Source organism: Myxococcota bacterium (genome assembly GCA_035498015.1).
In the GTDB taxonomy this organism is placed as follows: Bacteria; Myxococcota_A; UBA9160; order SZUA-336; family SZUA-336; genus VGRW01.
Genome location: DATKAO010000146.1, coordinates 1 through 4,146 on the forward strand (window position 1 = coordinate 1; position 4,146 = coordinate 4,146).

General features: G+C 70.2%; 5 protein-coding genes. 1 reads left to right on the forward strand and 4 read right to left on the reverse strand.

Going from position 1 to position 4,146, the window contains the following annotated elements; all coding sequences use genetic code 11:
• Both VMR86_13335 and VMR86_13340 read right to left on the reverse strand, forming a co-directional pair.
• A partial coding sequence (locus VMR86_13335; GenBank protein ID HTO08025.1) for a serine/threonine-protein kinase occupies positions 1-779 on the reverse strand: 779 nt, incomplete at its 3' end.
• A gap of 7 nt (positions 780-786) precedes the next feature.
• Complete coding sequence (locus tag VMR86_13340) at positions 787-909, reverse strand: hypothetical protein (GenBank protein ID HTO08026.1); 123 nt, start codon at positions 907-909, stop codon at positions 787-789.
• Between the two features lie 71 nt (positions 910-980).
• Here VMR86_13340 and ychF point away from each other — a divergent pair, with 71 nt between their 5' ends.
• Positions 981-2,075 carry a redox-regulated ATPase YchF gene (ychF, locus tag VMR86_13345; protein ID HTO08027.1) on the forward strand — a complete coding sequence of 365 codons (1,095 nt, stop codon included), beginning with the start codon at positions 981-983 and terminating at the stop codon, positions 2,073-2,075.
• 6 nt (positions 2,076-2,081) lie between these two features.
• On the opposite strand, the gene VMR86_13350 is transcribed toward ychF, so the two are convergent.
• Together VMR86_13350 and fusA are read right to left on the reverse strand one after the other, a co-directional pair.
• Positions 2,082-3,251: an MFS transporter gene (locus VMR86_13350; GenBank protein ID HTO08028.1), complete on the reverse strand. Its 1,170-nt coding sequence runs from the start codon at positions 3,249-3,251 to the stop codon at positions 2,082-2,084.
• A gap of 202 nt (positions 3,252-3,453) precedes the next feature.
• Positions 3,454-4,146: elongation factor G (fusA, locus tag VMR86_13355; protein ID HTO08029.1), on the reverse strand; the 693-nt coding region annotated here is incomplete at its 5' end.

Sequence of the window (4,146 nt, forward strand, 5' to 3'; positions counted from 1 at the left end):
AACTCGAAGCCGAACTCCTGCGACGCGCCCTGCAGGCTCCACAGGTGGCGCAGCACGGCCATGCTGTTGGTCGAGTCGGCGCCGAGCGCCGCGTCGTACACGGTCCGCCCGGTGAGCACGCGGTAGAGCGCGAGCCCCAGCGAGAACAGGTCGGTGCGCGTCGAGACCTCGAAGCGCAATGACTGCTCGGGCGCCATGTACAGCGGCGTGCCGGGCACGATGCCCTTCTGTGTCTCGTCGGGCGAGCTCGACACCTTGGCCACGCCCAGGTCGCCGAGCACCGCGCGGCCGTGCGCGTCGACGAACATGTTCTGCGGCTTGATGTCGCGGTGCACGATGCCCTGCGCGTGCAAGCGCGCCAGCGCCGAGAGCACCTCGAGGAAGTAGCCGCAGATCTGGTCCAGCGACCGCGCGTCGTCGGGCGAGCCGCCTTCGGGCCTGCTCGCCAGCCACTCGGGGTGGATCTGCGCGAGCGTGCGTCCCTCGACGAAGTCCATGGTGTAGTACTGACAGCCGGTGCCTGCGTCCTCGCCGAACTCGTAGATGTGGACCAGGTTCGGGTGCACGATGCGCGACAGCAGCTCGGCCTCGCGCCGGAAGCGGCGCAGGGTCTCTTCGTCGGCCTCGCCGGGCTTCAGGAGCTTGAGCGCGCGGCGCGCGTCGAACAGCCCCGGGTCCTCGACCTCGAACACCCAGGCCATGCCGCCGCCAGCGAGATAGCGCCGGACCTTGAAGCGGCCGATGCGCTCGAGAGACTCGGGGTTGGGGGCGTCCGGCATGGCGGGGTCAGTGTTCGCGCAGCTCGAGCTTGGCCTCGTACACCGGCTCGGCGGGGTAGACGTAGGAGTCCATGAATCCCTGCAGCTGGCGCGAGAGCGCCTTCAGCTTGTCGGAGGGCTCGAAGTCCAAACGGGTTCTCCTGGCGAGAGGCCGGTCATTATACTGGCGCGCTGCGTCAGATTCGGGAACATGCCCGCCCCATGGCGCTCCGCTGCGGCATCGTCGGGCTCCCGAACGTCGGCAAGAGCACGCTCTTCAACGCGCTCACCGACTCACGAATTGCCGCCGAGAACTACCCGTTCTGCACGATCGAGCCGAACTCGGGCGTGGTGCCCGTGCCGGACCCGCGCCTGGCCGCGCTCGACGCCCTGGTGCACTCCGCGCGCGTGGTACCCGCGACGGTCGAGTTCGTGGACATCGCGGGCCTGGTGCGCGGCGCGGCGCAGGGCGAGGGCCTGGGCAACAAGTTCCTCGCGCACATCCGCGAGACCCACGCCGTGCTGCACGTGGTGCGCTGCTTCGACGACAGCGAGGTCGTGCACGTGGATGGCGCGCCGAACCCGCTGCGCGACGTGGAGACGATCGAGACCGAGCTCGCGCTCGCCGACCTCGAGACCGCCGAGCGGCGCGCCGAGCGCGCGCGCAAGGTGGGCAAGTCCGGCGACAAGGAGGCGCAGGCCGAGGCCGCCTTCTTCGGGGCGCTGGTCGAGCACCTCTCGGCCGGAAAGCCCGCGCGCACGGTGAGCGTACCCGAGTCAATCGCCAAGGCCTTCCGCGAGACGAACCTCTTGACCGCCAAGCCGGTGCTGTACGTGGCCAACGTGGACGAGGCAGGGCTCGCGGACGGCAACGAGTACTCGCGCGCGCTCGAGTCACTGGCTGAGCGCTCGGGCGGCGGCACGGTGCGCATCTGCGCCAAGGTCGAGGCGGAGCTGCTCGAGCTCGACCCCGAGGAGCGACGCGTGTTCCTGGCCGACCTGGGCGTCGACGCCGCCGGGCTGGAGCGGCTGATCCGCGCGACCTACCAGCTGCTCGACCTGGTGAGCTACTTCACCGCCGGCCCCAAGGAGGTGCGCGCCTGGACGATCCGGCGCGGCACCAAGGCGCCGCAGGCCGCAGCCGAGATCCACACCGACTTCGAGCGCGGCTTCGTGCGCGCCGAGGTGATCTCCTACGGGGACTACGTGGCCTGCAAAGGCGAGCAGGGCGCCAAGGAGAAGGGCCTCATGCGCGTCGAGGGCAAGGACTACGTCGTGCAGGACGGCGACGTGGTCTTCTTCCGCATCGCGACCTGACCCGACTCACGCGCGCCGGAACACGCGCATGGGCAGGAACGAGAGACTCATGCCGAGCGCCATGACGGCGAAGAAGCCGTGATAGACCGGCAGCGGCTGGGGCGCGTGCGCCAGCAACGGGTCGAGCACGGAGCCGGCGATCGCGGGCGCGATGCCGCAGACCACGCCCTCGATCACGGCCGTCACGACCAGGACCTTCGAGGGCGCCTCGGGCGGCGCGAGCTCGAACAAGAGCCGCGTGTCGGCCACCGCAAAGCCCGCAGCCAGCAGCGCGTGGCTGAAGAAGAAGCCGATCGCGAACAGCGAGGTCGCCGCGCCCATGGGCTCGATGAACGCGAGGCCGAGATACAGCGCGCCCATGCCGAGCGCGGCGGTGCGGAAGCCGACCAGCGGGCCGAAGCGATCGATCACCGCGCCCCAGACGTAGAGTGACACGATGCCGCCCACGTAGATCGCGATCGTGGTCTCGATCGCGTCGGAGTTCGAGAAGCCGAGCGCGCGCCGCAGCATGACCAGCGCGAACGGCAGCGCGGCGGAGCGCACCCCGTAGTGACAGCAGATGCCCAGCGTGTAGCGGCGCAGGCGCGGGTCGTCGCGCACCAGCGCCAGCGCGTCGCGCGCGCGCAGCCGCTCGCCGCCGAGCTCACTGCGCTCCGGCAGCCGCCACACCAGCGTGAGCCGCAGGAGACCTAGCAGCCAGGCGATCGCGAACAGGAGCGCGAAGCCGTTCTCGTGCCGCGCGAGCCAGAGCTGGCCCCCGACGAGAAACACGATCACGGCCGCGTGCCAGCTGGTGCGGATCGTGCCGAAGAAGCGGCCGATCCGGTCGGGCTCCACGTAGGCGCGCAAGAGCGGGAACCACACCAGGTCGCCCAGGTCGAGCCCGAGCGCCGTGAAGGCCAGCGCGGCGAACACGATCGTGAGCGCGGTGTCGTGCTCCAGGCTCGCAAGCGCCCCGAAGAACACCAGCGGCAAGCTGGCCGCGAGCGCGAGCAGGTTGCCGGCGATCAGGATCTGCCGCTTCGGGAACCACGAGATCAGCCGCAGCGCCGGCAGCTGGATCCCCGCCAGCCCGAGGCGCATGCCGCTCTGCACGCCGATCAGCGTCTCACTCGCGCCCAGAGACACGAGCGCGAGCGTGGGCAGCTGCTCCGCGAACGCGGTCCAGAACGTCATCCAAGGCACGTTCGACGCGATCGCCAGCCGCCGCCCCCGCGCGCGCTCCGCCTCGTCGAGAGGCGGGGCGTGAGTCGCGGTCGGGAGGGGTGCCGCGCGTAGGGGCTCAGTCACACGACGACTCTAAGCGCTTTGCAAGCGCAGCGCGCAGCAAGGCGCAGCCGAGCGAAGACGCGCAGGCCCGCGGACGCCCGCGGGCCGGTCAGCGTCGCTTGGAGGCGCTGCTGGCCTGGTATTCCTCGATCAGCTTCTTCTGGATCTCCGCCGGAACCGGCGCGTATTTCGCGAACTCGAGGGTGAACTCGGCCTTGCCCTGGCTGGAGGAGCGCAGGTCGGTCGCGAAGCCGAAGGTCTCGGCCATCGGCACCTCGGCCTCGACCTGGCTGAAGCCGTCGAGATCGGTGGAGCCGATGATCACGCCGCGGCGCTGCATGATCACCTTGATGTAGGCGCCCTGGAAGTCACTCGGCCCCTCGACCTCGAGCTTCATGATGGGCTCGAGGATCACGGGCTTGGCCTTGGGATAGGCCTCGCGGAAGGCGGAGCGCGCCGCGACCTGGAAGGCGAGGTCGGACGAGTCGACCGCGTGCGACTGGCCGTCGTTCAGCACGACGCGCACGCCGAGCACCGGGGCAGCGATCAGGTCCCCCTTGGCCAGCGCCGAGGCAAAGCCCTTCTCGCAGGCCGGGATGTACTCGCGCGGAATCGCGCCGCCGCGCACCTCGTCGACGAACTCGAACTCGTCGGAGTTCGCGATCGGCTCGATGTAGCCGCCGACCTTCGCGTACTGACCCGAGCCGCCGGTCTGCTTCTTGTGCGTGTACAGGAAGTCGGCGCGCTGCGAGATGCACTCGCGGTAGGCGACGCGCGGCGCGCCCGTCTCGACCTCGACGCC

What these genes read in the sequence shown, in the direction of transcription:
- ychF (HTO08027.1), top strand. Translation starts at nt 981, where the DNA reads ATGGCGCTCCGCTGCGGCATCGTCGGGCTCCCGAACGTCGGCAAGAGC.
- VMR86_13350 (HTO08028.1), bottom strand. Translation starts at nt 3,251, where the DNA reads ATGACGTTCTGGACCGCGTTCGCGGAGCAGCTGCCCACGCTCGCGCTC.